This is a genomic window from Pseudomonas sp. GL-RE-26, from assembly GCF_019956275.1.
Classification (GTDB): domain Bacteria; phylum Pseudomonadota; class Gammaproteobacteria; order Pseudomonadales; family Pseudomonadaceae; genus Aquipseudomonas; species Aquipseudomonas grandcourensis.
This window is the reverse complement of record NZ_JAHBDI010000003.1, coordinates 122,991-146,849: the sequence shown is the minus strand read 5'-3', so window position 1 is coordinate 146,849 and position 23,859 is coordinate 122,991. Positions and strand designations below refer to the sequence as shown.

Below are 23,859 nucleotides of genomic sequence, written 5' to 3'. Positions count from 1 at the left end.
GTCGGTTGTGTCGATCAACAATCCAAAGGACAAACTTGAACTCTGTGGCGAGGGAGCTTGCTCCCGCTGGGGCGCGAAGCGGCCCTCGCATGTCCAGGAAAATCGGGTTATCCGGTTTTACGGCCGCTTCGCAGCCGAGCGGGACGGTGCGGCGTTCCGACAAGCTCCCTCGCCACAGGTTTGTGTTGGCCTCGGGCTTCTGTGTCAGCTGTCTTCTTCTATATCCAGCAACAAATTCTCCAGCGCCTCGCGGTACTCGCCGGGTTCCTTCCACATCCCCCGTTGTTGCGCCTCGAGCATGCGCTCGGTCATGTCGCGCAAGGCATGGGGATTGTGCTCACGGACAAAATCCCGGGTGTCCGGATCAAGCAAATAGGCATCCGCCAGCAACGCGTACTGGTGATCGTCGATCAACTGCGTGGTGGCGTCGAAGGCAAACAGGTTGTCGACCGTCGCGGCCATTTCGAACGCACCTTTGTAGCCGTGACGTTTAACACCTTCGAGCCACTTCGGATTGGCCGCCCGGGAGCGGATCACCCGGTTCAGTTCTTCTTTCAGGGTGCGAATCTTCGGCAGGTCCGGCTGGCTGTGGTCGCCATGATAGCTGGCCGCCGCCTCGCCTTTCAGGCTTTCCACCGCCGCGAGCATACCGCCCTGGAACTGGTAGTAATCGTTGGAGTCGAGCAAATCGTGCTCGTGGTTATCCTGGTTTTGCAGCACTGCCTGCACCTGGCTCAGGCGCTGGCTGAACTGTTCGCGGGCGGCGGTGCCCTCGTCGGAACCGCCATAAGCGTAGCCGCCCCAGTTGAGGTAAACCTCGGCCAAGTCCTCGCGGCTCTGCCACAGGCGACCATCGATAGCGCCCTGCACGCCTGCGCCGTAGGCACCGGGCTTGGCCCCGAAAATCCGCCAGCCAGCCTGACGCCGCGCAGCGTCTTCATCGAGCCCTGACAGCAACAAGGCTGCGCGCTCTCCGCGTACCTTGGCCGCCAACGGATTGAGGTCATCCGGCTCATCGAGGTCGGCCACCGCTTGCACCGCCGCGTCGAACAAGCGAATCAGATTGGCAAAGGCATCGCGGAAGAAACCGGATACGCGCAAGGTCACGTCGACCCGAGGACGGTCAAGCAAACTCAACGGCAGGATCTCGAAATCATCGACCCGCTGGCTGCCGGTGGCCCAGACCGGGCGCACGCCCATCAGCGCCATGGCCTGGGCGATGTCATCACCGCCGGTGCGCATGGTCGCGGTGCCCCACACCGACAGACCGAGCTGGCGCAAATGATCGCCGTGGTCTTGCAGGTGCCGTTCGAGAATCAGGTTGGCCGACTGGAACCCGATGCGCCACGCCGTGGTAGTCGGCAGATTGCGCACGTCCACCGAATAGAAGTTACGACCGGTGGGCAGCACGTCCAGGCGGCCACGACTCGGTGCGCCGCTGGGACCGGCCGGGACGAAGCGACCGCTCAGGGCATCGAGCAATCCGCGCATTTCCGCCGGGCCGCAGGCGTCCAGACGCGGGGCAATGACGTCACGCAAACCATCGATAATGGCTTGTACCTCAATCCAGTCGGCCTCCTGTAGGAGCAAGCCCCCTCGCCACACAAGCCCGTTCCCAGAGGAGATTGGTGTGGTTTGAGCCTCTGGATTCAACGCGTCCGAAATCAACTGCGCGGCAAACAGCTCCAAGCGTTCGCGAGTATCGCCCGCCGTGCGCCAGGTCTCTTCGCTGATGCCCACAAGAAGCTCAGGGCGCGGCCCCGTCCACGGCTCGGCCAAGGCGCAATCGAGCGGATCGAACCCCAGCCCGAAAGCCTTGGCCAGTGCCCGCAGCAGACTCGACTGCGCGCCCCGGCCATCGCCCCGTGGAATGCGCAACAGCGCCAGCAAGGTATCGATACGCAAACGACCGGTGGGCGATTCGCCGAACACATGCAGGCCGTCGCGGATCTGCGACTCTTTCAAATCGCACAGGTAAGTGTCGAGCCGTGGCAACCAGATCGCCGCGTCGGCATCGCTGTCGAGCTGTTCATCCAGTTGCAGTTCACGGTCGATGTGGGTGTCGCGTACCAGTTGCAAGATATCGCGCTGCAACTCTCGGGCACGACGCGGGTCGAGCAACTGCGCTTCGTAATATTCGTCCGCCAACAGTTCGAGATTACGTAGCGGGCCGTAGGTTTCGGCGCGGGTCAGCGGTGGCATCAGGTGATCGATGATCACGGCCTGGGTGCGCCGCTTGGCCTGGGCGCCCTCGCCCGGGTCGTTGACGATGAACGGATAGATGTTCGGCAGCGGCCCGAGCAAAGCATCTGGCCAGCAATGTTCCGACAGCCCCACGCCCTTGCCCGGCAGCCATTCGAGGTTGCCGTGCTTGCCGACGTGGATCACGCCGTGGGCGCCATACGTGTTGCGCAGCCAGAAGTAGAACGCCAGGTAACCGTGGGGCGGCACCAGGTCCGGGTCGTGATACACCGCGCTCGGGTCGACCTGATAACCCCGGGCCGGCTGAATGCCGACGAAGGTCAAGCCAAAACGCAGGCCGGCGATCATCATCCGTCCGCTGCGGCACATCGGGTCGCTTTCCGGCGCGCCCCAACGTTCGAGCACCGCCGCGCGGTTGGCTTCGGGCAGTGCATTGAACATCACCAGATAGTCATCCATGCCCAGGCTTTGCTGGCACGGACGCTGGTCGAGAGTCTCGAGATCGTTGCTGACGCCGCCCAGCAACTGCTGGATCAACGCGGTGCCGCTGTCCGGTAACTCAGCCGGCAATGGATAACCTTCGGCATGCAGCGCCCGCAGGATATTCAGCGCCGCTGCCGGGGTGTCGAGGCCGACGCCGTTGCCGATGCGGCCGTCGCGGGTCGGGTAATTGGCGAGAATCAAGGCAATGCGTTTTTCAGCATTGGGCACCCGTGCCAGATCGACCCAGCGCCGGGCCAGTTCGGCGACGAAATCCATGCGTTCCGGTTGTGGCCGGTAGCAAACCACATCCGACTGACTGCGCTCACTGCGCCACGCCAGGTCCTTGAAACTGATCGGGCGGCTGATGATGCGTCCGTCCAGCTCCGGCAAGGCAATGTGCATCGCCAGATCCCGAGGGCCAAGCCCCTGTTCGCTGGCGCGCCAGCCGGGTTCGTTATCCTGGGCGCAAATCGCCTGGATCACCGGAATATTGCGGCGAAACGGGCGCAGATGCGGCGCTTCGGGACTGGATTGGGCGAAGCCGGTGGTGTTCAGGATCACCGAGACGCTGGCCTCATCCAGCCAGTCCTCGACCGCGCAAAGACAACCGGGCTCTTTCAGGCTGGCCAGCGCAATCGGCAGCGGATTCAACCCCGCCGCCTGCAAGCGCTGGCAAAAAACATCAATGAACGCGGTGTTCGCCGCCTGCAAATGCGAGCGGTAAAACAGCACCGCCGCCACCGGTTGATCGGCGTGCCAATCGGCTTGCCAGTCGCTCAGTGCGGCGGAGTGTTTGTGCGGATGGTAAATCGCCGTGCGTGGCAGGGTTTGCGGCTCGCCCCAGGTGTAATCACGGGCCAGCCAGCGGTTGGCCAGACAGCGGAAGAAATCGAGGGCGTTGCCCATGCCCCCCTGGCGCAGAAACTGCCAAAGCCGGTCGCGATCCTCGGCGCCGACGGTGCTCAGGTCACTGAGTTCCGGATCCGGGCGATCATCGCCCGGCACCAGAATCACCTGCACGCCGCGCTGCGACAGTTCGACCAGACGCTCGATGCCGTAACGCCAATAGGCGATGCCGCCGTGCAGCGAAATCAGGATCACCCTGGCGTGACGCAGCACTTCATCGACGTACAAATCGACCGAGGCATGGTTCTGCACCTGCATCGGGTTGGCCAGGCGCACGCTCGGGTAATCGTCGGGCAACTGCTGCGCCGCTTCGGCGAGCAGCGCCAGGCTGGAGTCGCCGCTGCACAGGACCACCAGCTCGGCGGGGGTTTGTCCTAGGTCGGCAATGTTGTCATCCGACACGAAACCGCCGGGCTGGGTCCTGAGCAGGTGCATGGCTTACACGCTGAGCGCGGCGCGCAATTGCGCTTCGAGAACAGTGGCGTCCAGTTCCTGGCCGATCAGCACCAAGCGGGTGACTCGCGCTTCTTCGGCGCCCCACTGGCGGTCGAAATGCTTGTCGAAACGCGTGCCCACGCCCTGGATCAGCAGGCGCATCGGTTTGTTCGGGATCGCCGCAAAACCCTTGACCCGCAGGATGCCGTGCTGGACCACCAGTTGGGTCAGCGCATCCAGCAGCAGGCTTTCGTCGGCTTGCGGCAGTTCGATGGAGATCGAATCGAAGGCGTCGTGATCGTGGTCATCATGATCGTCGTCGCCATCGTGATGATGGTCGTGGTGGCTGTGACGGCTGTCGATGTGTTCTTCGGAGCCGGCACCCAGGCCGATCAGCACGTCCAGCGGCAGGCGACCGCTGCTGGCTTCGATGATTTTCACCGCTGGCGGCAATTCCTCGGCGACTTCCAGACGCACGCGGGCCAGGTCCGCCGGGTTGATCAGGTCGGTTTTGTTGAGAATCACCAGGTCAGCGCTGGCCAGTTGGTCGGCGAACAGTTCGTGCAGCGGCGACTCGTGGTCCAGGTTCGGGTCGAGTTTGCGCTGGGCGTCGACCTGATCCGGGAACGCAGCGAAGGTGCCGGCGGCCACGGCCGGGCTGTCGACCACAGTGATCACCGCATCCACCGTGCAGGCACTGCGGATTTCCGGCCACTGGAAGGCCTGCACCAGCGGCTTGGGCAGGGCCAGACCGGAGGTTTCGATGAGGATGTGGTCAAGATCGCCACGACGGGCCACCAGTTCGCGCATCACCGGGAAGAATTCTTCCTGGACGGTGCAGCACAGGCAACCGTTGGCCAGTTCATAGACACGGCCCTTGGCTTCTTCTTCGGTGCAACCGATGGAGCACTGCTTGAGGATTTCGCCGTCAATGCCCAACTCGCCAAATTCGTTGACGATCACCGCGATGCGGCGACCCTGGGCGTTGTCGAGCATGTGCCGCAGCAGCGTGGTTTTACCCGAGCCGAGAAAGCCTGTAACGATGGTGACGGGGAGTTTGGCCAGTGTTTTCATCGGATGCCCTATGGCTAATGTGGCGGGCATACGGGACGACGACCGGCAACGCGGACGCGCATGCCTGAAGAGTTCGCCACCGGATCACCCCGCCCGGTTGAAAGTGAGAATCTGTGACGAGGCAGGTCTCCTGGCTGACGGTGTGCCGGCCTTGAGCCTGGCATTCGCTGCGCCTTCCCGCCGGCCTCATGGATTGAGCCTGCAGTGGCGTGGCAACGAACATCACCGTTCACAGTTGCGGGGGCAGCCGCGGCATCGACCGCGTTCCCTTCTTAGCTTCGACAAACGCCGAAGAACCTCGAAAGCGCAAGGCTACGCATGGTCTTGGGGCGGGTCAATGCTTGCGATCCCTGTGGCGAACCTTAAATGCGAACCCTTGCCAATTGACGCCCAACCCCCGGCCATGCTCTCCTACACACCTTGTTACGGGTGCCCTTCACAGGGTGAAACGGGAAACCGGTGAATCATGTGCTTTACTCTTAAGCCATGTCAGTCCGGTGCTGCCCCCGCAACGGTAAGCGAGCGAAGCATCAGATCCACTGCGCCACTACGGCATGGGAAGGTGACGCTTTCAGGTTCAGGCCCAAGCCTTTGCCCCTCGTGAGCCCGGAGACCGGCCCGCAACACAAAGTGACCAGTACGATCACTGAACCAACAAACCCGCGGTGGGCGGGCGCTGTTCGAAACCTTGCGCGCCTGGTCGTGCGGGTTTTTGCATGCGCTCTTATTCCCCGCTGACAGACCAGAGGGAAACGCCATGTCGATCATCAGCAGCGCCGAACACACAGCCGCGAGCACCACCTCAACCCTGACCCAACGTCTGGCCACCGCCATCTGCGCGTCGATCCTGGGCGCGTGCCTTGTGTATTTTGCCGGTTTCTCGCACATCGAAGCGGTGCACAACGCCGCCCACGATACCCGTCACAGCTCCGCGTTCCCGTGCCATTGAGAGCTGTCGACATGATCAAGCGTATTGCGCAAACCGCAGGTTTCACCGGGCTGCTGGCCGCCCTGTTGCTGACCCTGCTGCAAAGCTTCTGGGTCGCCCCGCTGATTTTGCAGGCCGAGACCTACGAAAAAGCCGAACCGGCCGCTGTTGAAATGCATGAACACGCCGACGGTGCGATGGCTGCCCACACCCACGATGCGCAAGCCTGGGAGCCGGAAGACGGCTGGCAGCGCGTGCTGTCGACCACCGGCGGTAACCTGGTGGTGGCCGTCGGTTTCGCCCTGATGCTGGCCGGCCTGTACACCTTGCGTGCGCCGACCAAAACCTCGCAGGGCCTGCTCTGGGGCCTGGCCGGTTACGCGACCTTCGTGCTCGCACCGACCCTCGGCCTGCCACCGGAACTGCCAGGTACTGCCGCCGCCGATCTGGCACAGCGGCAACTGTGGTGGATCGGTACGGCCGCGTCCACTGCCGTCGGTATCGCCCTGATCGTATTCAGCCGTCACTGGCTGATGAAAGTCCTCGGCGCGGCGATCCTCGCCGTTCCCCATGTGATTGGCGCGCCGCAACCGGAGGTGCATTCGATGCTCGCTCCAGAGGCGCTGGAAGCCCAGTTCAAAATCGCTTCGCAACTGACCAACGTGGCGTTCTGGCTGACCCTGGGCCTGATCAGCGCCTGGTTGTTCCGTCGCAAAAGCGATGGCCAGTACCACGCATGACGGATATCAGCACAGCGCCGACCCTGGTGGTCGGCCTGGGCTGCCAGCGCGGCTGCCCTGTCAGCACGTTGCTGGCGCTGCTCGATCAGGCGCTGGAGGCACACCAGATTGCTCGTCATGAAATCAAGGCGCTGGCCAGCATCGATTCGAAGCGCGACGAACCTGCGTTAATCGAACTGGCTCAGCAGCTTGGCCTGGAATTGATGTATTTCAGCAGTGAACAACTGGCCGTTTATGAACCGCAACTCAGTCATCAATCGCAAATAGCCTTTGAACGCACCGGTTGCTACGGCGTGGCGGAAAGCGCCGCACTGGCCCTGGCCGAACAACTGGCCCAGGCCCCGGCAAAACTGCTGATTCCACGACAAAAATACGCCCAGGCAACCCTGGCATTGGCCGGCGCGGCATAAAAACCCCGATAATCCCCGCCTTTGATCATGAACATTCTTCATCTGAAGCCCTGTTCAGCCCCTTTTTTCCCCACAGGAACCGACGATGACCGTCTACTTCATTGGCGCAGGTCCCGGCGACCCCGAACTGATTACCGTCAAGGGCCAGCGGCTGATTCGCAGCTGCCCGGTGATCATTTATGCCGGTTCCCTGGTGCCGGCCGCCGTACTGGAAGGTCACTGTGCCGAACAAGTGGTCAACAGCGCCGAACTGCACCTGGAACAGATCATCGACCTGATCAAGAGCGCCCACGCCAAAGACCAGGATGTGGCCCGGGTGCACTCCGGCGACCCGAGCCTGTATGGCGCCATTGGCGAGCAGATTCGCCATCTGCGTGAGCTGGGCATTGCGTTCGAAATCGTACCCGGCGTGACGGCCACAGCCGCTTGCGCAGCGCTTTTGGGCGCGGAACTGACACTGCCGGACATTTCGCAAAGCGTGATCCTGACGCGCTACGCCGACAAGACCGCCATGCCACCCGGAGAGGAATTCTCCAGCCTGGCGCAGCACGGCGCGACCATGGCGATTCATTTGGGGGTTAATCACCTGGCGAAGATCGTTGAAGAACTGCTACCCCATTACGGCGCCGATTGCCCGATTGCGGTGGTTCACCGTGCGAGCTGGCCGGATCAGGATTGGGTGGTGGGCACGCTTGAGGATATTGCAGGGAAGGTTGAAGCCAAGGGCTTTCGCCGTACGGCGTTGATTCTGGTGGGTCGGGTGCTGGGCAGCGATAACTTCAGCGAGTCGTCACTGTATCGCGCGGGGCATGCGCATCTCTACAGACCCTGAAAGCACCTGTGGCGAGGGAGCTTGCTCCCGCTGGACCGCAAAGCGGTCCCAACATCAGCCAACGCATTCATCACGGGAAAATGCATTGACTGATTTTGTGATGGCTATGCCATCAAGCGGGAGCAAGCTCCCTCGCCACAGCGCCGTTTTTTCGTTTCGCAGCGAACACCTTAGTAGTAGGCGTTTTCTTTCTGCGTGTGGTCGGTCACGTCGCGAACACCTTTCAGCTCCGGGATGCGCTCGAGCAGAGTGCGCTCAATGCCTTCCTTCAGCGTCACGTCGGCCTGGCCGCAGCCCTGGCAACCACCGCCGAACTGCAGGACAGCGATGCCGTCTTCGACCACATCGATCAGGCTGACCTGACCACCGTGGCTGGCCAGCCCCGGGTTGATCTCGGTTTGCAGGTAGTAGTTGATGCGCTCGTTGACCGGGCTGTCGGCGTTGACCATCGGTACCTTGGCGTTTGGCGCCTTGATGGTCAGCTGGCCGCCCATGCGGTCGGTGGCGTAGTCGACAACGGCATCGTCCAGGAAGGCTTCGCTGAAGTGGTCGATGTACGCGGTGAAGCTTTTGAGCCCCAGCGCGGTGTCTTCGGGTTTTTCTTCGCCCGGCTTGCAGTAGGCAATGCAGGTTTCGGCGTACTGGGTGCCAGGCTGGGTGATGAAGACGCGGATGCCGATGCCCGGGGTGTTCTGCTTGGAGAGCAGATCAGCCAGGTAATCGTGGGCGGCGTCAGTGATGGTAATAGCGGTCATGGAAACTCCTCGCAGGCTTGGGCGCAGTTTACGCCAATCAACGCGCCGGACAAAGTCCTAGTATTTTTGTCGGGAAAAGAAACACCAATCACCCTGTGTGAGCGGGCTTTTGTGGCGAGGGGGCTTGTCGGAACGCCACAGAGGCTCCACACCCACAGGGGATCTGCGTCCTGTCAGAGGTTCTCGTAGCGGTTCATGTCCAGCACGCCCTCTTCCACCGGATCGTTTTCGTGGATGTAGCGACTCAGGTCATGGAAATAAGGCCAGAATTGCGGATGACTGCGGCGTATGCCCCAACGTTCGACGATTTTCTCGAAGCTGTCGGTATCCTTGGCGCTTTCCATCGCATCCACGAACGCCGGCACTTGCCCGGCCGGGATGTTGAACATGAAGTTCGGGTAGCTGCTCAGCACGCCAGGGAAAATCGTCAGGGTGTCGAGTCCCGGCTGATAGCGCAGCGATTCACCGAGCAAAAACGCCACGTTACTGTGGGCACGGTTACGCAACAGGCTGTAGACCTCACGCTTGCCGCTGCTGGTTTCGATACGCAACATAGTGGCTTCCGGCAACTGATCGATGACCTTCAGCCCGGCGGCCGGACGCGAAGTCAGACGGCTCAGCGCCTGCTCGGCATTTTGCAGGTCCGGATCGATGTTCGGCCGCGAACAGTAAGCGCCGTCGCAGCGATTGATCGGGTCGGGCCTGGCATTAAGGTCGCCGTATCGGGCCAGCAACTGATTGGCAAAGTCACGCTTGGGATCAGCCGGGTTGAGTTTCAGCGCGGTCGGCGAGTCGTCATCGATGGTCTCGTAGTCGAGCCACATCTTGAATTTGCCACTGTTCTGATACCAGTCGTCAAGGTAGCCATCCCGGGAATCGGCGGGCATCAGGCGCAGGAAATTCTGCTCGGCGCCGTTGCGGATCAGGTCGAAATACAAGCGCGTCTGGGCTTGGTGGGACAGGTTGCCGAACACATCGAAGTTCACCGCCAGTTGATAGTAGGTGCGCTCCAGCAGCGGATAGTCGAACAGCCATATCGTTTGCGGCACCTCGCCGATCAGGCCTTTGGTCACCGAAGCGCTGTCGAAATGGCGGAAGATACTCAGCAACGCGTTGTCGTTGCCGGCCCACAGGGTCGACCAGCTCGGCGCAGGCTGATCGGCGTAGCTGTCCCGGCGCAAGGCTTCGTATTCATTACGCTTGTCGCGGTAGTCGTGCCACAGGCTCAGGACGCTGCCGACGTCGTCATTCTGCCCCGGCATCGCCAGCAACGGCGTGGCCTGCCCGCGATAGTTCGGATCGGTGACATACAGGTCGTGCTCGGGCGCCTGGAACAGCGCCCAGAAATTATCGCGGATCACGTCCGTGGCGATCTGACCACGACACACCGGCCCACGGATAAAGGTGCGCACAAAGTACTCGGCGTTATCGAGCATGAACTGATAGCGCGCCTGGGCCGGAATCGCTTCGAAAGTGGCAAACGGGTTGGCCCGGCTCTGCGGTCCATAGCCCGGCAATGCGTCGACCTGCCAGTTGCCGCTGTAGAACAGACTCTTGACCCGCGCCAGCTTCGCCGGACTCAGCGGATAGGTGATGTGGGTCTTGTGCACGATCACGCCCTGAACCGGCCACAAGCGATAGTAGAACTGCGTACCCGGATCATCGTTCGGGCGACGGGTGTTGATCAGGTCAATTGGCTGGCCGGTCGGGGTGCGCGAACGCACCCACTGGAAGAAATGCCCAGGCTCGCCGTCCTTGAAGTAGAGATGGGCGAGGAACCAGTGCTCGAACAGCCAGCGCCCCACCAGACTTTCCCGGGCGCCCGGCGAATTGAGCAGGTTTTCCCATTGCACCACCTCCAGGGCTTCCCTGGCACTCGGCGCCAGCGCTTGCTGATCGATCGGCGCGCCTGCCGCCAACCAGCGTTGCAGCGTCTGGTACTGCTGGTCGGTCAGGCCGGTCACTGCCAGTGGCATGCCCTCCTTCGGATGCTTGGCGGCGTAGTCGTCGAACTCCGTGGGCATGGCACACATGTTTTCCCGGTTCAGGCCCAGGACGATGTCTTCCGGCAGCTTCGCGTTGGGTTGCAACGGAGTTTTGTGGCCAAGCTCCAGCATCCGCGCCATCAATGCAGCCTGGCTGCCCTGGGCATCGAGCACCGAATAGAAGCCTTTTTGCTGCCAGGCCTGTTTGCCGGAGGCGTCATAGAACAGTCGGGTCGGCGCAACGGCCTGGCGGCGGTCACCGTCGTAGACCGGGACTTTGGTTGCGCCCCGTGCCGCGCCCTCGCCGCTGCCCAGGTTGAGCTGACAGGCGGCGTCGTTGCAGGCGTGGCAGGCCACGCACTTTTCAGTGAAGATCGGTTGAATGTCACGGCTGTAGGAAATAGAAGATGAAATGGCAGTGGAATTCGCCGGACTTTGCGCCAGAGCGCCCCAGCTTAAAAACAACAACAATGTGCTGATGACGAAGCGATACGACATGTCCCTGGTCCTGAATCCTGAAAAAACGCCGCGATTCTACCGGTCTGTCATCCTTACCAACATGAACGATATTCATGCAAATTCGAGCCATGCTCCAAAAGCGCACAGGTTTGCTATCATCCCGGCCCTTCGTCATGGCCTTACCGAGTAGTCCAAATGTCCGATCGCAGCGTTCGCCTTCAAGCTCTCAAGCACGCCCTCAAAGAGCGCATCCTGATTCTCGATGGCGGTATGGGCACGATGATCCAGAGCTACAAGCTCGAAGAGCAGGATTACCGTGGCAAACGCTTCGCTGACTGGCCAAGCGATGTCAAAGGCAACAACGACCTGTTGGTACTGACTCGCCCGGACGTGATTGGCGGCATTGAAAAAGCCTACCTGGACGCCGGCGCCGACATTCTGGAAACCAACACCTTCAACGCCACCCAGATCTCCCTGGCTGACTACGGCATGCAGGGCCTGGCGTATGAGTTAAACGTAGAAGGCGCACGCCTGGCGCGCAAGGTTGCCGACGCCAAGACCTTGGAAACCCCGGACCGACCACGCTTCGTCGCCGGCGTGCTCGGTCCTACAAGTCGCACCTGCTCGTTGTCCCCGGACGTGAACAACCCCGGCTACCGCAACGTGACCTTCGATGAACTGGTGGAAAACTACACCGAGTCCACCAAAGGCCTGATCGAAGGCGGTGCCGACCTGATCCTGATCGAAACCATTTTCGACACCCTCAACGCCAAGGCCGCGATCTTCGCCGTACAAGGCGTGTTCGAGGAACTGGGGATCGAGCTGCCGATCATGATTTCCGGCACCATCACCGACGCCTCGGGCCGCACCCTGTCGGGCCAGACCACCGAAGCGTTCTGGAACTCCGTGGCCCACGCCAAGCCGATTTCCGTCGGCCTGAACTGCGCCCTCGGCGCCCGCGAATTGCGCCCGTACCTCGAAGAACTGTCGAACAAGGCAGGCACCCACGTTTCCGCGCACCCGAACGCCGGCCTGCCGAACGAATTCGGTGAGTACGACGAATTGCCGTCGGAAACCGCCAAGGTCATCGAAGAGTTCGCCCAGAGCGGCTTCCTCAACATCGTCGGTGGTTGCTGCGGCACCACGCCGGGCCACATCGAAGCCATCGCCAAGGCCGTGGCCGGTTATGCGCCGCGCGAGATTCCGGACATTCCGAAGGCATGCCGCCTCTCGGGCCTCGAACCGTTCACCATCGATCGCAACTCGCTGTTCGTCAACGTCGGCGAGCGCACCAACATCACCGGTTCCGCCAAGTTCGCCCGTCTGATCCGCGAAGACAACTACACCGAAGCCCTGGAAGTCGCCCTGCAGCAGGTCGAAGCCGGCGCCCAGGTGATCGACATCAACATGGACGAAGGGATGCTCGATTCGAAGAAGGCCATGGTGACTTTCCTCAATCTGATTGCCGGCGAACCGGACATCTCCCGCGTACCGATCATGATCGACTCCTCCAAGTGGGAAGTGATCGAAGCCGGCCTCAAATGCATCCAGGGCAAGGGCATCGTCAACTCGATCAGCATGAAAGAAGGCGTCGAGCAGTTCATCCATCACGCCAAGCTGTGCAAGCGCTACGGCGCCGCCGTGGTGGTGATGGCCTTCGACGAAGCCGGCCAGGCCGACACCGAAGCGCGCAAGAAAGAAATCTGCAAACGTTCCTACGACATTCTGGTCAACGAAGTGGGCTTCCCGCCGGAAGACATCATCTTCGACCCGAACATCTTTGCCGTCGCCACCGGTATCGAAGAACACAACAACTACGCCGTCGATTTCATCAATGCCTGTGCCTACATCCGTGACGAGCTGCCGTATGCGCTGACCTCCGGCGGCGTGTCCAACGTGTCGTTCTCGTTCCGTGGCAACAACCCGGTGCGCGAGGCGATCCACTCGGTATTCCTGCTGTACGCGATCCGTTCCGGCCTGACCATGGGCATCGTCAACGCCGGTCAACTGGAGATCTACGACCAGATCCCTGCAGAACTGCGCGACGCCGTGGAAGACGTGATCCTCAACCGCACACCGGAAGGCACCGACGCCCTTCTCGCCATCGCCGACAAGTACAAGGGCGACGGCAGTGTCAAGGAAGCCGAGACCGAGGAGTGGCGCAACTGGGACGTCAACAAGCGTCTGGAGCACGCTCTGGTCAAGGGCATCACCACCCACATCGTCGAAGACACCGAAGAATCGCGCCAGTCCTTCGCCCGCCCGATCGAAGTGATCGAAGGCCCGCTGATGTCCGGCATGAACATCGTCGGCGACCTGTTCGGCGCCGGCAAAATGTTCCTGCCTCAGGTAGTGAAATCCGCCCGCGTGATGAAACAGGCCGTGGCGCACCTGATCCCGTTCATCGAACTGGAAAAAGGCGACAAACCGCAAGCCAAGGGCAAGATCCTGATGGCCACGGTGAAAGGCGACGTGCACGACATCGGCAAGAACATCGTTGGCGTGGTGCTGGGCTGCAACGGCTATGACATCGTCGACCTCGGCGTGATGGTGCCGGCAGAGAAAATCCTGCAGGTGGCCAAGGAACAGAAGTGCGACATCATCGGCCTGTCCGGCCTGATCACCCCGTCGCTGGACGAGATGGTCCACGTTGCCCGCGAAATGCAGCGCCAGGACTTCCACCTGCCGTTGATGATCGGTGGCGCCACCACCTCCAAGGCGCACACGGCGGTGAAGATCGAGCCCAAGTACAGCAACGATGCGGTGATCTACGTCACCGACGCCTCCCGCGCCGTGGGCGTGGCGACGCAGTTGCTGTCCAAGGAGCTCAAGGCCGGTTTCGTCGAGAAAACCCGCCTGGACTACATCGACGTTCGCGAACGCACCGCCAACCGCAGTGCCCGTACCGAGCGCCTGAGCTATGGCGCGGCCATCGCCAAGAAGCCGCAATTCGACTGGGCGAGCTACACGCCGGTCAAGCCGACCTTCACCGGCACCCGGGTGCTGGACAACATCGACCTCAATGTCCTGGCCGAATACATCGACTGGACGCCGTTCTTCATCTCCTGGGACCTGGCCGGCAAGTTCCCGCGCATCCTCCAGGATGAAGTGGTCGGTGAAGCCGCCACCTCGCTGTACAAAGATGCCCGGGAAATGCTCAGCAAACTGATCGACGAGAAGCTGATCAGCGCCCGCGCGGTGTTCGGTTTCTGGCCGGCCAACCAGGTGCATGACGACGACATCGAGCTCTATGGCGATGACGGCAAGCCGATGGCCAAGCTGCATCACCTGCGCCAGCAGATCATCAAGACCGACGGCAAGCCGAACTTCTCCCTGGCCGACTTCGTCGCGCCCAAGGACAGTGAAGTGACTGACTACGTGGGTGGTTTCATCACCACTGCGGGGATTGGCGCCGAAGAAGTGGCCAAGGCCTACCAGGACGCCGGCGACGATTACAACTCGATCATGGTCAAGGCCCTGGCCGACCGCCTGGCCGAGGCCTGCGCCGAGTGGCTGCACCAGCAGGTGCGTAAAGACTACTGGGGTTATGCCAAGGATGAAACGCTGGATAACGAGGCACTGATCAAGGAGCAGTACAGCGGTATCCGTCCGGCACCGGGCTACCCGGCCTGCCCGGACCACACCGAGAAAGCCCAGCTGTTCGCCCTGCTCGATCCAGAGGCCCAGGAAATGCGCGCAGGCCGCAGCGGTGTGTTCCTCACCGAACACTACGCGATGTTCCCGGCAGCCGCGGTCAGCGGCTGGTACTTCGCTCACCCGCAGGCGCAATACTTTGCCGTGGGCAAGGTCGACAAGGACCAGGTGCAGAGCTACACCTCGCGTAAAAGCCAGGAGTTGAGCGTGACCGAACGCTGGTTGGCGCCGAACCTGGGTTACGACAACTAAACAGCCTTGCCAACCACTGCATTGTGGTTGGCAAGGCCCTCTGTAGGAGCGAGCCTGCTCGCGATAGCGGTCTTTCAGTCAACATCGATGTTGAATGTTATTCCGCAATCGTGAGCAGGCTCGCTCCCACATTAGTTATCCGGCGGCTGATTCAGCTGCTTCTGGCCGAGGTCCCCGGTTGCGGCTCCCCACCCGCGACCTCCTTGCGGGACAACTCGATCATCTTCGCGTTGCGCGCCGCCGCCTGCTCGAACATCTGAGTCAAAAGGGCAGCGTCATCGGCGATATCAACACCGTCATCCTCCCCTGCCTGACTATCCACCTCATCAAGCGCCCTGAACTCTTCAGGGTATTTCTCCTTGAGATAACTCACCCAATAGTCACGCTGGATCAAGTCTTCGAAAAAACCGTCGGAGCGCTCCGCATTGACGATTTCCACGCGCGCGTCAGCCAGTTGTTGCCGCGTGACGCCCGAGGCATAGGTCATGTGTTTCGGCTGACCCGGCAGGATCAGGCCGTCATCCCAGCCCTCCGTCAGGCCGATTCGATAACCCAGGCGCACCTCGGCCTCATCCTCACCGGTATTAGCTGCGGCCTTGGTCGCCAGATCATCGATCTTGTCCAGTCGGAACAACTGCCTGGACAGTTTCAGCAGTGCCTGGCCCTTCACGCTCAAGCCTCCAGGCGGAATGTCGAGCAAGGCATTGTGGGTGAACACTTTGCTTTCCAGCCCGCTGAACGTGAGAATTCGCCCGTCGACACAGGTGCCATGGGTACTCGAGCTGGCGAACAGCACTTCCCGAAGTTCGCTGTTGCTGGCCGCGGCTTCCATCACTGTCCAGACCCGTCGCGTCAAATCGGCATTGGCCACCCGAAACTCCTGGGTGTCCTGCAATCGCGAGAGCAAATGAAAGAACGCAGCATTGTCCGGCTCGGCCGCCAGCCGATTCCAGATTTCGCTTTTACCGGCCAGTTCCTCCGGGGGCGTATTGACTAGCCATGGGGTCTTTTGCGCGGAATCAGGCTCAACGTCAGGGAGTTCTTCATCCGACTCGACGCTGTCACTTTCGCCTTCGTCGTGAGCATCATCAAGTAACTCGTCGAGTTCGGCCCGCGATAGCCCCAGCACGGTGTCCCGTGCTCCCGAGTCACGGTAAGCCCTCAAGCGTTCGAGACTCTCAAGCGCCAGGTTGTTGTCGCTCAGATCGATGCCGATCATCAGGACGTTGTGATTGCCATCCAGAGCCTGCGCTGGAACCGATGTGATGTCGTTACCACTCAGATTCAGGACTCTGAGGTGGGCGGCATCCAGCACGCCGTCCGGCCATTGCGTCAGATTGTTATTGCGCAGATCGAGTGTCACCAATGCTTCGAAAACGTCGAGATCGAAGGACTCCAGTTCGTTGTAGCCCAGGTCAAGCCGGTTCAGGCGTTCCAGATTGCTCAACGAGGCGTACAGGTGTTCGGCATCACTCAGCCGGTTCGAAGACAGTTCCAGTCGCTCGAGCGTACCCATGTGCTGGACCGGCTCGGGTATGGCTTCCAGCCCATTGCCGTTGAGTTCCAGGGTCTTGAGCCGGGTAAAAGCGTTGAGGAATCCGTCGGAGCCTGTCGGGGTCAGCTTTACACCGGTCAGGTTCAACCTGCCGACGTGCTCGAATGTTGCCGGCATCTCTGGAAGATCGCCCAGTTGCAGACCGCTCAGATCCAAAACGGCATTGGCGACGCCCTCCACGCCGGTCAGGCCCTGACGCCAGCATTCGAGGATGCGCAAGGCGCCCAGCCTGCGAATGCTCGAAGACACCATCCAGCCTGTGCCGCGCACGCCCCGTGTAAAGATCCAGCCGTTCAACTGACGCGTAAGCGCTTCGAAGGTCTGTTCCCAACCGGCAAGGCGTTCGCTGATTTGCACCTCGCTCGCCCCGCGCTCGCGCATCTGTTCCAGCGCTTGCAAGGCTTCATCATCCGCCAGTCCCGGCTTCAAACGTTGCAGACGCCTTGTGAAAACCTCGGCCCCTTCTCCCGCCGCAACCTCAGGCAGCGTCAGCAAATGCTGCGCAATAGAAAGCCCACTCTCGGACGGCGGGAAACCAAGCGGTATCGGCTCCATGGCGAACCGTTGCAGGGCACCCTCTGGCAGCACTCTGGCAACTTCTGTTCGCTGCCAGGCGGTCCGGAGCATGGCGCCAGCCTGATGGGTCAAGGGCGAACCGCCGAGATTGGTTTTGAGCATTACCTCATTTTCCAGTACCGCCACCGGTAGCTCGGAAATCTTGCTGTCGCGTAAATCCAGCCAGGTCAGATCCGGCAAATCCTGGGCACCCGCCGGCCAATCCCGCAGCTCAGTCGCGCGCAGATTCAAGGCCTTGAGACGAGTCATTGCGCTGACGTCCAGGCTGTTCAGGGGATTGCTGCTCAGGTCCAGATATTCGAGCGTCTGCAGCCCGTCGAGACCTTGCTGAACCCCTGGATCGACAACAATCGCGTTACTGGAGAGATCCAGCTGAGTCAGTTTTCCGAGTTTGTCGGGGCCGATGGGGATTTCGGTCAGGCCGCAACTGCGCAAGTCGAGTGTTTGAAGTTCGGAAAACCCGCTGATGAAATCGCGAATCTGTGCTGCAGGCGCTTTACTCCCCCTCAAATACAGCGTTTGCACCTCCGGGAAAGCACCGGCCTGCAGCTCGGGAAAATCACTCAACCCCAGATTTGGCAAGTCGAGCACCGAGGCATTGACCGTAGCGCCGTAGCGCTTGAACACGCCGTTGCGCCAGCAGGCTCTCAGGGAATTGGCCGCTAATGTCCGACCTGTCATTTCGTTGATCGCTGTCGGCATTTCACGCACACGATAGGACCAGTCATTGAGGTTGCGGTTGAGTGCATGGTGTTGCTCACTCAAGGCTTCGATCGCCCCGTACCTCGCCTCGGCGTCCTGCCACTGCTCGACAAACTGATTGAACAAGGCCTCGTGATTCTCGTTGATGCCCTCGCCAACGCGTCTCAACTCACCCTTGCTGTAATCCCTGACCATTTCCTCGAGATCGACAAGGTGTGGGGGTTGCCTTTTGGCGTACTCATACGCCGGCCTGAAATTTTCACGAAGGAAATTCGACCAGTCCAGCGACAGTCCGGACCAGAGCTTTTCATGCCCGTTGAACATGCCGTCGGGCAAGGTCCTGATCCCGGTGCCCTTGAGGTTCAATCGCTCGAGTCGCGGCAGTTCTAGCACCCCGCTGGGCCATTCGAACAACGAAGGTGCAAGCACTTCCAGCAGGCGCAGATTGCGCAACTGGCTGACATCCAGCGCAATCGGCGCGAATCCCGAGCAATAGACATTGAGGTACTCGAGCCTGGTCAGCGCGCTCAACCTCGTCGGCATGTCGGCGGCGTAGGGAGCGGATGAGTACAGGCTCAGATCGGTGAGTTCCGGCATCGTGCCGATGATTTCGGGCACATTGCTGAACTGGTTGCCCGTGGCGTTGATCCGTAGTTTTCTCAATCTGGGGAAATTCGCCAACAGCGCATCGGCATTGGCATCGGTGATGCACCTGCCCCGCACGTACAGATCACGCACATGGGAGAAATCCGCCGACAACGAAGGAAGCGCTTCGTCACAGGTCAGGTCAAGCAATGTGAAGCGCGCCTGCTCTGCGGCCAACGGCGAGTTGCGCCAGCTATCCTTGAGACTCTGCGCGACCGAGGCCTTACCGCCCAGCATGCGCTCCAGGGCAGAGTTCGGCGATGGCTCGCCAACCCATTGATCGAGCGTCGCCTCAAGCGTCTCCCACTCCCGCAGGCGGGTCTGCAACAAACCGTAAATCTGCGCGTCGGTTTTTCCTGCCCGCAACTGCGCCAGGACAAATCCGTTGGCCTGCTGTTCGGTCAGCGCCGGATAGACATTGCGAACCCGTATCGCCAGCGAAGGGTTGATCCCTTGCCCGCGCCCGCTGGCGTAGTACCCCACCAACCGCTCGTTGACCCGAACCGGAGGCTTGAACGTCGCATGCTTGCCAGTGCGTGTCTCCAGGCTTTGTGCCAGCTCGCCACGATGGGTGACGGCATAGTCGATGATTGCCGTACGCAACTGGCTGCCCTGAGCCACATGGGGAACACCCAGCGCCTGGCGCGCCGCGTCGGGCAAGGCGTGCATGATCGACGGATAAAAATTGTCACCATTTCGAGGAATGCCATTGAGCTCCTCGCCGCGCTCATCGAACGCCTGGTAAGCCGGCCCTTTCTTGACCACATATTTGCGCGTGTCGGCAGCCTGACTGCCAATGCCATCGATCAGCGGCCCCTCGACGTGACTGTCGCGCACTTCCAGGCGCACGCCGTCGGACCAGCCCGGCAGCTTTTCCAGGGAATGCAGGGCGAGCCATCGGCTGTCCGCCGATGCCATACGCTCCAGAAGCAACCCGGCAAAGGCCTGGTTGACGCGCCCTTGCCGTGCATACCAGCGGCCCTCTTCAAGCATGTTCAAGGGAATCCGCCGCGTCGTTTGCCACCGCTCCAGTTCCTCGGCATTGCCATCGAGCAACACCCTGTTGGCAGCGGATTCACTCAGCCCCGGGCAAGCTCGCTGCAACATCGCCACCGGCCCCTTGACCGCCTTGGTGTTCCCCGGGCCAGCCTCGAACGCCACCAACAACTCAGCCAGCCCGGGAGGTGGAGGCAGGCGATCGAGGTGCATCTTGCGCAAGGCATTGTCATGGGTGCCGCTGGCATCGGCGATGGTGAGCAGTTGTTCGTCAGTCAGGGCCTCGGTCCCATGGCCCATGCGCCGCAACAGGGTCAGGCGATCCCACTCTAGAGGACGCTCCAGCGTATGGCGCCAGGCACCGTGGCCGTTGTGTTCGAGAATCGGCCGCCAGGCCCTGACATCGGACGGATGCTTGATGCGCCATTTTTTCAGCGAGGAATCAAAGGTGATCTCATACACCTTGCCCACCTGGCGGATGTAAGTCTTGCGGTTCGCACGAAACTGGCCCAAAGCATTGGGGGCGATGTCATCGCCCAGTTCAACGTTGCACTCATAGGCCTTCAGGTCGGGTTTCCACAGCCGTGTCGCGCCATCGGGGTGCTTGATGGCGTCCAGCCCTTCAACCACAGGTTCGGGTGCAACCGGCGCCATCTTGCCCAGCACCTTGCCGGCCCCAGCCATCGCCGCGATCAGCGCCAGGTTTTCCGCAACATCGATCAGGTGCGCCTTGGCCGCGTTCTGATCACCCTCACTCCATTCGACAACCCCTTCGAACGATTCGTACAGCAATTGCCCGGCCATTACCGTCAGCATGATCTCGCCCAGCACCGGTACGAACATCGACACCATGTTCAAGCCCAGCATGCCGATTTCCAGCAGGTGATTGAGCTTTGCCGCCCGAACCCTCGCATCGACTTCGGCGGTCGGGACCGCATGGCTGCGCGCATCGGCGATGACCTTGGCGCGGTTTTGCTCGTAGAGATAAGTCCACAGATCGGTGTTGGCGGACCAGATTCCGGCTACGCCATTACGCGTCGTACCCATTGGGTCGAGGTAAGGATCTTCCACGGGTTCGCGCTTGCCCTGGGCTTCAGGGGGCAGCTCCTTGATACCGACGAACGTGGAGATCGGCGGAATGTACCGGGCGACCTTGACCCAGATGGAATGCAACGGATCGCCTGGAGCGTCCGCCGCCTTGCGGGTGAACTGGCTGAAGTAGTAAGGGCGATCGGCGTAAGCCACGAACTGACTGAAAAAGCGCTGGTGTGCGGTCGGCCTGCCATCGCTTGCAGACCGTGAATTGCCGGCCGTGAACTGGCGCTTGAATTCGTCACTCAGCTGCGCCGAGGTGTAGCGCTTGAGCGGATGCTCGGGATCATGGGGGATGTAGACGATGAAATCGCTGGTGTAGCGATATTGCTCGCTGATGCTGAACACCACGCAGCCGGTCATCCGGCGCTTCATCAGGATGAGATCGCGAAACCAGACCTGTCTGTCGCCCAGCCGGGGATGGACTTCCCCGCCAATGACCGAAAGGATCATCGAGTAGTCTTGCGGCTCGATATCCTTTTTCAACAACGCCAGGTCGGCTGCCGCCCTCATTGCGGTTTTCTGGCTGTCGATAAATTGCTCGCGCAGGTTGGCTTCCGCCCGCGTATCGGCTGGCTGGAAAAAACCGTTCACGAAGGTTTGATATTGCGCTCCGATGTCCAGCGTTCGGCACAGCGACAAGAACTGCCTGACCGTCATGCCCAGCGCAACATCTTTGAACGTGCCGGGGGTCGGCGTTTCGACGACGAACCCTGAACCACGGTGAAAGGCCCCGTCTTCACACTCCGACGCCTCGAAGTTGTGCAATGCCGCCTGGAGCAAGGAAAGCTTCAACACCTCGAAAGACGAGACTTCGATATCGAACATGCCAGCCTCCAGGGGGCGCCGCAGGCACACCCAGGTCTTGCTGACGTCGACGTCGATCGAGAACCTGTCCTTGAGAGCCTTGGCCAATATCGGCCCGGCAAATGTTTCGGCATCGTGCAGCGCGGACATTGCCTGGTCCAGCCGGGTCTGCGAAATAAAACTGGCGTTGAAACTTGCCCTCAGTGCCTGCTGTTGCGCGCCGGATGCGTGCACGTACCAGTCAGGCAGGCGTATTGCGCTATCTTTGATCGCGGCGCGCCTTGAGGTCGTCGCGCTGATCAGCCAATCGGGGGTCATGCGTTCAAGCGATTCACTGTGCATGCTGCTTTTGCCTGGCAGCAACGGCTTCGACGTCGGGGACGAAGTGCGGGATGAAATGCTCATACTGTCTCTCCTGATAAATGGAGCGACAGGACACCACCCGAAGGCTGGACACCTGCGGTACATAGTTACCGCAAGTTCAAAAAGGCGAGACAACGCGTTTCAGCCAGCCACGGCACGAATCGGCAGATTGGCTATGCTGTGAGGACCAACCTTCAGGCGAGGGATTTATGAACGATCCGGCCGACAACAAGCCGCCGACCTTCTGGCAAATGCTGCACAGCGTCTTGGCGGCAGCGTTCGGGGTGCAGAGCGGGAAGAACCGGGCCCGTGATTTCACTCACGGCAAACCGAGTCATTTCGTGATTCTGGGGATTGTGTTCACCGCGGTGTTTGCATTGACGCTGTTCGGCATCGTCAAGCTGGTGCTGCTTCTGGTCGGGGTTTGACGGGGCTCAGTGCATCAGGGTTTGCAGGGTGAACGGGTAACGCCAGGACGCGGAACGCCCCTTGGCCGAGAGTTTGTGGAAATCCACGCCGAAGTCCTGCGCGGTGCCCATCGCCAGCAGCCGCTTGGCCTGTGTCCGATCGATCAGCTGCAATAACGGGATCTGGCGGTCACGACCACCGTATTGGCTGAAGTCCACGCCTTCATCGTAATCATGCAATTGCACCAGCGCCCAACCACCCAGACTGAAGTGCCCGCCCAGCAACACACTCAGGCGATTGTCCAGCAGTGCCTGCAACGCCGCGGGTGAAGTGTTGATCGCGCCGAACAACGCGCCTTTGCCTGGCACACCTCCCGCTTCGACATACGCCTGCATCACACCGAACGCCATTTCGTCATTCGCGGCCCAGACCAGCGACGTCTGCGGGTAGCGCTTGAACAACAACCGGGCCTGCTCATAGGCACGCTGCCGGGTCCAACCGCCGTACACCAGTTGCCGCAAACGCACTTCGGGGTGCTCGGCCAAGGCACGCCGCAAGCCCTTCTCGCGAAACTGCGCGGACGGGGTGATCTTCAAACCGGAAAAAGCCAGCAAGTCGATGGTCTGGCCGGGGGCCACCGGGCCATGCTGTCGGATCAGTTCCTTGAGCATCAGGTAGCCGCCCTCCTCGTCATTGGGTACCAGGCTGCCGAGCAAATCGGGGTACTTGTCAGGTTGGGCACCGATCAGTTTCGTCTGATCCGGGGTCAGGGCGTTGTTGACCATGAACAGTTTTACCCCACTGCCCTTGGCCAGCCGCAGGATTTCGGGGGCGATGTATTGCTCGTTGACGAAGACCAGGTAGTCAGGACGATGGTGGCCCTGAAGGGCTTCGCGAGCCTGGCGGAGGGTGTTTTCGGAGACGCGGTCGGAATACTGGATGCTCAAGTCCATCCCCAGGTCGGTCGCCGCGGCCTGCATGAACTGCGAATAACTCACCCAAAAAGCTTCCGTGGGGGTTCCCGGATTCAGGAACAGCACTGACGCCGCCTGGGCACAGGGTCCCACGACCATGCCCAGCGTCAGCAATACGCCACACAGAAACTTCAACATTGGTCGTCCGAGCCCCCGGAAATTCGCCGCGCATTATAGCCAGCGGACGACCGTAAAACGGCGATTTTTCCGGTATTTGTCAGACAATCGTCGGAACCGGGCCCGGACGGGGTCGCTTACTGATGACTGACCCAGAATACCGCCGTCCCCACGACCAGAATGATCAGGAACAAAATTGCCCATGCATCAACGGTGCTATCGCTTTTCCTTGCTTTGGTTGGGTTGCTCATTGCATCGCCTCTTGTCGGTTTTATCGGTGATTGCATAAAGACACGAGCAGAGTAAAGACGACGATTGCCCGCATCACAAACAGGGTCTTTGCAACAACGATTCTCATTAGGCGATTTGGTTCTTTACATATGCTCAAACATCACTTTTACGCATAACTGCAAACTGGTATCTTGCCCCGGCTCCGTAGGGAGTGCGCGGCCGTGCGCGCAGAATTGCCGAGGTTTTATCGGACGCCAGCAAGCCAAAAAATGCCGCTG

12 protein-coding genes and 2 riboswitches are annotated in these 23,859 nt (G+C 60.8%); of the genes, 6 read left to right on the top strand and 6 right to left on the bottom strand.

The features are described from left to right. Window positions 1-204: 204 nt before the first annotated feature. Together cobN and cobW are read right to left on the bottom strand one after the other, a co-directional pair. Window positions 205-4,026 (bottom strand): cobaltochelatase subunit CobN, encoded by a 3,822-nt coding sequence (gene cobN / locus KGB07_RS02455; RefSeq protein ID WP_223464410.1) that lies wholly within the window; start codon window positions 4,024-4,026, stop codon window positions 205-207. Window positions 4,027-4,029: 3 nt separating this feature from the next. Then, entirely contained in the window at window positions 4,030-5,100 is a 1,071-nt protein-coding gene (gene cobW / locus KGB07_RS02450) for a cobalamin biosynthesis protein CobW (protein ID WP_317850402.1), read from the bottom strand. Between the two features lie 102 nt (window positions 5,101-5,202). Further along, window positions 5,203-5,416: riboswitch (cobalamin riboswitch) on the bottom strand. 94 nt (window positions 5,417-5,510) lie between these two features. Then, a riboswitch (cobalamin riboswitch) is annotated at window positions 5,511-5,737 on the top strand. 120 nt (window positions 5,738-5,857) lie between these two features. Between cobW and KGB07_RS02445 the strand changes: the two genes are divergently transcribed. The 4 genes from KGB07_RS02445 (at window position 5,858) to cobM (ending at window position 8,010) form a co-directional block, all read left to right on the top strand. Continuing rightward, complete coding sequence (locus tag KGB07_RS02445) at window positions 5,858-6,049, top strand: CbtB domain-containing protein (protein ID WP_046038480.1); 192 nt, start codon at window positions 5,858-5,860, stop codon at window positions 6,047-6,049. An 11-nt stretch (window positions 6,050-6,060) separates the two neighbouring features. After that, a complete protein-coding gene (locus tag KGB07_RS02440; protein WP_046038482.1) occupies window positions 6,061-6,768 on the top strand; it encodes a CbtA family protein in 708 nt (235 codons plus the stop codon). After that, entirely contained in the window at window positions 6,765-7,178 is a 414-nt protein-coding gene (locus KGB07_RS02435; protein WP_046038484.1) for a cobalamin biosynthesis protein, read from the top strand. The genes KGB07_RS02440 and KGB07_RS02435 overlap by 4 nt, the downstream gene beginning before the upstream one ends. 85 nt (window positions 7,179-7,263) lie before the next feature. Next, window positions 7,264-8,010 carry a precorrin-4 C(11)-methyltransferase gene (gene cobM / locus KGB07_RS02430; protein ID WP_223464409.1) on the top strand — a complete coding sequence of 249 codons (747 nt, stop codon included), beginning with the start codon at window positions 7,264-7,266 and terminating at the stop codon, window positions 8,008-8,010. Window positions 8,011-8,180: 170 nt separating this feature from the next. Here the strand turns inward: cobM and nfuA are convergent, their stop codons facing one another. Both nfuA and KGB07_RS02420 read right to left on the bottom strand, forming a co-directional pair. After that, the gene (gene nfuA / locus KGB07_RS02425) at window positions 8,181-8,765 is read right to left on the bottom strand and encodes a Fe-S biogenesis protein NfuA (protein WP_007912592.1); all 585 of its coding nucleotides are present in this window, start codon (window positions 8,763-8,765) and stop codon (window positions 8,181-8,183) included. A 173-nt stretch (window positions 8,766-8,938) separates the two neighbouring features. Continuing rightward, window positions 8,939-11,248, bottom strand: coding sequence for a fatty acid cis/trans isomerase (locus tag KGB07_RS02420; RefSeq protein WP_223464408.1), 2,310 nt, complete (start codon window positions 11,246-11,248; stop codon window positions 8,939-8,941). A 156-nt stretch (window positions 11,249-11,404) separates the two neighbouring features. Between KGB07_RS02420 and metH the strand changes: the two genes are divergently transcribed. Beyond that, window positions 11,405-15,115 carry a methionine synthase gene (gene metH, locus KGB07_RS02415; RefSeq protein WP_223464407.1) on the top strand — a complete coding sequence of 1,237 codons (3,711 nt, stop codon included), beginning with the start codon at window positions 11,405-11,407 and terminating at the stop codon, window positions 15,113-15,115. A gap of 151 nt (window positions 15,116-15,266) precedes the next feature. On the opposite strand, the gene KGB07_RS02410 is transcribed toward metH, so the two are convergent. Then, window positions 15,267-21,893 carry an NEL-type E3 ubiquitin ligase domain-containing protein gene (locus tag KGB07_RS02410; RefSeq protein WP_223464406.1) on the bottom strand — a complete coding sequence of 2,209 codons (6,627 nt, stop codon included), beginning with the start codon at window positions 21,891-21,893 and terminating at the stop codon, window positions 15,267-15,269. Between the two features lie 167 nt (window positions 21,894-22,060). Here KGB07_RS02410 and KGB07_RS02405 point away from each other — a divergent pair, with 167 nt between their 5' ends. Then, window positions 22,061-22,279, top strand: coding sequence for a DUF2970 domain-containing protein (locus tag KGB07_RS02405; RefSeq protein WP_046038493.1), 219 nt, complete (start codon window positions 22,061-22,063; stop codon window positions 22,277-22,279). Window positions 22,280-22,285: 6 nt separating this feature from the next. On the opposite strand, the gene KGB07_RS02400 is transcribed toward KGB07_RS02405, so the two are convergent. Then, window positions 22,286-23,371: an ABC transporter substrate-binding protein gene (locus KGB07_RS02400; RefSeq protein ID WP_223464404.1), complete on the bottom strand. Its 1,086-nt coding sequence runs from the start codon at window positions 23,369-23,371 to the stop codon at window positions 22,286-22,288. Window positions 23,372-23,859: the final 488 nt, after the last annotated feature.

Bases quoted from the DNA above. Each gene is read 5' to 3' on its own strand.
- cobN (WP_223464410.1), bottom strand. From the start codon at position 4,026: ATGCACCTGCTCAGGACCCAGCCCGGCGGTTTCGTGTCGGATGACAAC.
- cobW (WP_317850402.1), bottom strand. From the start codon at position 5,100: ATGAAAACACTGGCCAAACTCCCCGTCACCATCGTTACAGGCTTTCTC.
- KGB07_RS02445 (WP_046038480.1), top strand. From the start codon at position 5,858: ATGTCGATCATCAGCAGCGCCGAACACACAGCCGCGAGCACCACCTCA.
- KGB07_RS02440 (WP_046038482.1), top strand. From the start codon at position 6,061: ATGATCAAGCGTATTGCGCAAACCGCAGGTTTCACCGGGCTGCTGGCC.
- KGB07_RS02435 (WP_046038484.1), top strand. From the start codon at position 6,765: ATGACGGATATCAGCACAGCGCCGACCCTGGTGGTCGGCCTGGGCTGC.
- cobM (WP_223464409.1), top strand. From the start codon at position 7,264: ATGACCGTCTACTTCATTGGCGCAGGTCCCGGCGACCCCGAACTGATT.
- nfuA (WP_007912592.1), bottom strand. From the start codon at position 8,765: ATGACCGCTATTACCATCACTGACGCCGCCCACGATTACCTGGCTGAT.
- KGB07_RS02420 (WP_223464408.1), bottom strand. From the start codon at position 11,248: ATGTCGTATCGCTTCGTCATCAGCACATTGTTGTTGTTTTTAAGCTGG.
- metH (WP_223464407.1), top strand. From the start codon at position 11,405: ATGTCCGATCGCAGCGTTCGCCTTCAAGCTCTCAAGCACGCCCTCAAA.
- KGB07_RS02410 (WP_223464406.1), bottom strand. From the start codon at position 21,893: ATGAGCATTTCATCCCGCACTTCGTCCCCGACGTCGAAGCCGTTGCTG.
- KGB07_RS02405 (WP_046038493.1), top strand. From the start codon at position 22,061: ATGAACGATCCGGCCGACAACAAGCCGCCGACCTTCTGGCAAATGCTG.
- KGB07_RS02400 (WP_223464404.1), bottom strand. From the start codon at position 23,371: ATGTTGAAGTTTCTGTGTGGCGTATTGCTGACGCTGGGCATGGTCGTG.